This window comes from Tardiphaga sp., assembly GCF_028290495.1.
GTDB lineage: Bacteria > Pseudomonadota > Alphaproteobacteria > Rhizobiales > Xanthobacteraceae > Tardiphaga.
Genome location: NZ_JAQGJT010000131.1, coordinates 1 through 4578, shown reverse-complemented (window position 1 = coordinate 4578; position 4578 = coordinate 1). Strand labels below are relative to the sequence as shown.

The window sequence follows — 4578 nt, the reverse complement described above, 5'->3', positions numbered from 1 at the left end:
GAGGTCATGCAAAATGTCTTCCGCCGCAATGGTCTCCTTGCGGATGCGGCTTTCGGCGAACGCCAGATCTTCCGCGATCGAGGGATCGAGATGGTGGCACACCATCAGCATGTCGAGATGCTCGTCGATGGTGTTGCGGGTGAACGGCCGCGTCGGATTGGTCGAGGACGGCAGCACGTTCTTCAGTCCCGCGACCTTGATGATGTCGGGGGCGTGGCCGCCGCCCGCGCCTTCGGTGTGGAAGGCGTGGATGGTGCGGCCCTTGAACGCCTTCACGGTATCCTCGACGAAGCCGGATTCATTCAGCGTGTCGGAATGGATCATCACCTGGACGTCGTAATCGTCGGCAACGCTCAGGCAATTGTCGATCGCCGCCGGCGTGGTGCCCCAATCCTCATGCAGCTTGAGCGCGCAGGCGCCGGCCTTGATCATCTCCACCAGCGCCGCCGGACGCGAAGCATTGCCCTTGCCGGAAATGCCGAGATTGACCGGAAACGCATCGAACGACTGGATCATGCGCGCCATGTGCCAGGGGCCGGGCGTGCAGGTGGTGGCGAAGGTGCCGTGCGACGGGCCGGTGCCGCCGCCGAGCATCGAGGTGACGCCTGACATTAGCGCGTGCTCGATCTGCTGCGGACAGATGAAATGAATGTGGCTGTCGAAGCCGCCGGCGGTGAGGATCTTGCCCTCGCCCGCGATGACGTCGGTGCCGGGGCCGACATTGATGGTGACGCCGGGCTGGATGTCGGGATTGCCGGCCTTGCCGATCGCGCAGATGTAGCCTTCCTTGATGGCTACATCGGCTTTCACGATGCCCCAATGGTCGACGATCAGCACGTTGGTGATCACGGTATCGACGGCGCCTTCGGCGTTGGTCGCCTGGCTCTGCCCCATACCGTCGCGGATCACCTTGCCGCCGCCGAACTTCACCTCCTCGCCATAGATGGTGAAGTCCTTCTCGACCTCGATGATCAGGTCGGTGTCCGCGAGCCGCACCCGGTCGCCGGTAGTCGGCCCGAACATGTCGGCATAGACGGAGCGCTTGATTTTCACGGACATGATCGATCTCTCAGGATTTCTTGCCGTCGTAGTGTTTCACCTGGAGGGCCTCGAGATCGACCCCATCAAGGCAACGCACATTGATGGCCACCATCTCGCTGCCGCCCGGCCCCTTGCCGTTGGCAAAGGATTCGATGCCGCAAGTCTTGCAAAAACGGTGATGAATGACGTTCTTGTTGAAAAGGAACTCAGTGGTGGCGCTCTCGCCGGCCAGCAGCTTGAAATTCGCGGCAGGGACGAACGTCAGCAGCGAGCCCAGCTTGCCGCAGCGCGAGCAGTTGCAGGCAATCACTTCACCGATGTCACCTGTCATCTCGTAGCGGACGTCGCCGCACTGACAGCCACCCGTATATGTCGTCATCCTACAGCTTCCCCATCACGTCGCCGCGAAAACCGTAGACTTCGCGCTTGCCGGCGAGTTCTACCAGTTGCACGTCGCGGGTCTGGCCGGGCTCGAAGCGGACGGCGGTGCCGGAAGCGATGTCGAGGCGCATGCCGCGCGCCTTGGCGCGGTCGAATTTCAGACCGGGATTGGTCTCGAAGAAATGATAGTGCGAACCGACCTGGATCGGCCGGTCGCCGGAATTCGCCACCGTCAGCGTGACCGTGGCACGGCCGGCATTGAGTTCGATGTCGCCGTCCTGGATGAAGAGTTCGCCGGGGATCATAGTGTCACCTCGTATGCCGCGACGTCATGGCCGGGCCTGTCCCGGCCATCCACGATGTTCCGCGCTGGCGTGGATGCCCGGCACAAGGCCGGGCATGACGGAGTTTTATCTGATGGGCTCATGCACCGTAACCAGCTTCGTGCCGTCGGGGAACGTCGCCTCGACCTGGATGTCATGGATCATCTCGGCGATCCCGTCCATGCACTGGGCGCGGGTGACGACTTCGGCGCCGGCTTTCATCAGCTCGGCGACGGTGCGGCCGTCGCGGGCGCCCTCGACGATGAAATCCGAAATGATGGCGATCGCCTCGGGATGGTTGAGCTTGACGCCGCGCTCGAGCCTGCGGCGCGCGACGATCGCAGCCATCGAGATCAGCAGCTTGTCCTTTTCGCGGGGAGACAGGTTCATCGTATACTCTGAATTCGGTTAGAAAGTTAGTTGAGCCACAGCCGCGGCAACGCGGCGCCGGATCGCGCCAGGACGTTCATCATATCGACGCGTAGTTTCGCCGCATCTTGCGCACAGAAGCGGGCCATTGCAAATCCGTTCCAGGCGGAGATACCGACCTCGCCGCCGAAGTTTTCCGCGGCCTCGCGGATACGCTCGACCAGCGCCTCGTCGCCCGGCACGATCAGCGCGGTACCGACGGCGAGGCCACCCTTGGCGATGGCGGGCTGCCCGAGTTTCTCGCCGAGGTCGCCTTCCAGCCGGACGGTTTCGGCGAAGATAAGCTTGCCGCCGCGACGCAGCCGCCAGCGGTCGACGAAAGCGCCGGACAGCATCTTCTCGCCCATCGCGGCGCGGCCGAAGATGACGATCTCGCAGACGATCAGCGAGGCGGTGGAATCAAGGTCGATATCGATGCGGCGCGAGGTGCGCGAGCGGTCGAACAGGATGGTCTCCTGCGGCAGCCAGGAAAGATGCGCCTTGGCCGCGGCCTTCAGCGCGATGTTGATTTCGGCCGATGGTCCGTGCGAGCGGTACACTTTTTCGGCGGCGGCGGTGGTCACCGTCAGGCTGGTGCCTTCGCCTGCCGCAATATCGATATCGAAGCGATCACCGCCGGCCGCGCCGCCCGCGGTGTTGACGAACATCGCCGACAGGCCGTGATCTTCCGGCGAGGGAAAGCGAACGCGCAGCGAGCCTGATTCATGTAGCTGCCGGCGACGGGTCTTGCCGTCGACCAGTTGGACGTCGAACGTCACCGACCCCTGGGCGCGGTTGGCTGCAAAGATTGCCTGTGCGGCGCTGTTCGAACTCGTTGTCATGCTCTCCTCGGCGTCGCCGCTGTTTACAGCGCCATCTGGCGGCTGATCTCGGCGGGATCGAGCGTTGAGCGGTCGCAGGCGAACTTGACGACGCCGCGATCCATTACGGCGAAGTTGTCGCCGAGCTCGCAAGCAAAGTCGAGATATTGTTCGACCAGCACGATCGACATAGTGCCGAGGCTGCGCAGATAGGTGATGGCACGGCCGATATCCTTGATGATCGAGGGCTGGATGCCTTCGGTCGGCTCGTCCAGCAGCAGCAGCGTCGGACGCATCACCAGCGCGCGGCCGATCGCGAGCTGTTGTTGCTGGCCGCCGGACAGATCGCCACCACGGCGGCCGAGCATCGATTTCAATACCGGGAAAAGCGAAAACACATCTGCGGGAATGTTGCGGTCGGCGCGCTTCAGCGGCGCATAGCCGGTCTTGAGATTCTCTTCCACCGTGAGCAGCGGGAATATCTCGCGTCCCTGCGGCACGAAGGCGATGCCGCGCCGCGCCCGCTCATAGGGCTTGAGCGTCGAGATGTCCTGGCCGTCGAAAGTGATCGAGCCACCGGCGATCGCCTGCTGGCCGACCATCGCCCGCAACAGGCTGGTCTTGCCGACGCCGTTGCGGCCGAGCACGCAGGTCACCTTGCCCGGCTCCGCCGCCACGGTGACGCCGCGCAGCGCCTGCGCCGCGCCGTAATACAGGCTGATATTGTCGACCTTCAGCATTATTCCACCTTCCGTTTACCTCGCCCTTCGAGACGGTCCTCCGGACCTCCTCAGGGTGAGGTAAACTCCTGCTTCAAACTGTGTCCTCATCCTGAGGAGCGGCCACTTGGCCGCGTCTCGAAGGATTCGGAGCATTCATCTTCCCAAATACACTTCGACGACACGGTCATTGGTCGACACCTGATCGATGGTGCCTTCGGCCAGCACGGTGCCTTCGTGCAGGCAGGTCACCTTGACGCCGAGTTCGCGCACAAAGGTCATGTCGTGCTCGACCACGACCACGGTCTTGTTGTCGCGGTTGATGGCTTTCAGGAGTTCGGCGGTCTGGTGCGTCTCGACATCGGTCATCCCGGCAACGGGCTCATCGACCAGCAAAAGCTTTGGGTCCTGCGCCAACAGCATGCCGATCTCCAGCCACTGCTTCTGGCCATGCGACAAATTGCCGGCAAGGCGATGGCGGGAGTCCGTCAGGCGGATGGTTTCCAGCACCTTTTCGATGCGCTGCTGCTGGTCGCGGGTGTTGCGCCAGAACAACGTCCCGCGAACGCTGTGATCGACGTTCAGCGCCAGCATCAGATTGTCCTCGATGGTCTGGCTCTCGAACACCGTCGGCTTCTGGAATTTTCGGCCGATACCCAGTTCGGCGATCTTGGTCTCATCAAGCAGCGTGAGGTCGTGGGTGCCGTCGAAATAGACGTCGCCCTCGTCCGGCTTGGTCTTGCCGGTGATGATGTCCATCATCGTGGTCTTGCCGGCGCCGTTGGGCCCGATGATGGCGCGCATCTCGCCCGCCTCCAGCGTCAGCGACAGATTGTTGATGGCGTGGAAGCCGTCGAACGAGACGTGCACGCCGTCGAGATAGAG

Annotated in this window: 7 protein-coding genes; all 7 read right to left on the bottom strand. The window is 62.9% G+C overall.

Features of this window, described 5'->3' with window-relative positions; translation table 11 throughout:
• A partial coding sequence (locus tag JWQ24_RS19485) for an urease subunit alpha (RefSeq protein WP_299811645.1) occupies positions 1-1059 on the bottom strand: 1059 nt, incomplete at its 3' end.
• Between the two features lie 10 nt (positions 1060-1069).
• On the bottom strand, positions 1070-1420 hold the full coding sequence (locus JWQ24_RS19480; RefSeq protein ID WP_299811643.1) for a GFA family protein: 351 nt from the start codon (positions 1418-1420) through the stop codon (positions 1070-1072).
• A gap of 1 nt (position 1421) precedes the next feature.
• On the bottom strand, positions 1422-1727 hold the full coding sequence (locus tag JWQ24_RS19475) for an urease subunit beta (protein ID WP_299811641.1): 306 nt from the start codon (positions 1725-1727) through the stop codon (positions 1422-1424).
• Between the two features lie 105 nt (positions 1728-1832).
• Positions 1833-2135, bottom strand: coding sequence for an urease subunit gamma (locus JWQ24_RS19470; RefSeq protein WP_299811639.1), 303 nt, complete (start codon positions 2133-2135; stop codon positions 1833-1835).
• A 26-nt stretch (positions 2136-2161) separates the two neighbouring features.
• The gene (locus JWQ24_RS19465) at positions 2162-2995 is read right to left on the bottom strand and encodes an urease accessory protein UreD (RefSeq protein ID WP_299811637.1); all 834 of its coding nucleotides are present in this window, start codon (positions 2993-2995) and stop codon (positions 2162-2164) included.
• Positions 2996-3018: 23 nt separating this feature from the next.
• On the bottom strand, positions 3019-3714 hold the full coding sequence (urtE, locus tag JWQ24_RS19460; protein ID WP_299811635.1) for an urea ABC transporter ATP-binding subunit UrtE: 696 nt from the start codon (positions 3712-3714) through the stop codon (positions 3019-3021).
• A gap of 135 nt (positions 3715-3849) precedes the next feature.
• Positions 3850-4578, bottom strand: a 729-nt coding sequence (urtD, locus tag JWQ24_RS19455) for an urea ABC transporter ATP-binding protein UrtD (RefSeq protein ID WP_299811633.1), incomplete at its 5' end; no start/stop codon positions are given.

Excerpts from the sequence above, each read along its gene's own strand:
- JWQ24_RS19475 (WP_299811641.1), bottom strand. The coding sequence starts at position 1,727 with ATGATCCCCGGCGAACTCTTCATCCAGGACGGCGACATCGAACTCAAT.
- urtE (WP_299811635.1), bottom strand. The coding sequence starts at position 3,714 with ATGCTGAAGGTCGACAATATCAGCCTGTATTACGGCGCGGCGCAGGCG.
- JWQ24_RS19465 (WP_299811637.1), bottom strand. The coding sequence starts at position 2,995 with ATGACAACGAGTTCGAACAGCGCCGCACAGGCAATCTTTGCAGCCAAC.
- JWQ24_RS19470 (WP_299811639.1), bottom strand. The coding sequence starts at position 2,135 with ATGAACCTGTCTCCCCGCGAAAAGGACAAGCTGCTGATCTCGATGGCT.
- JWQ24_RS19480 (WP_299811643.1), bottom strand. The coding sequence starts at position 1,420 with ATGACGACATATACGGGTGGCTGTCAGTGCGGCGACGTCCGCTACGAG.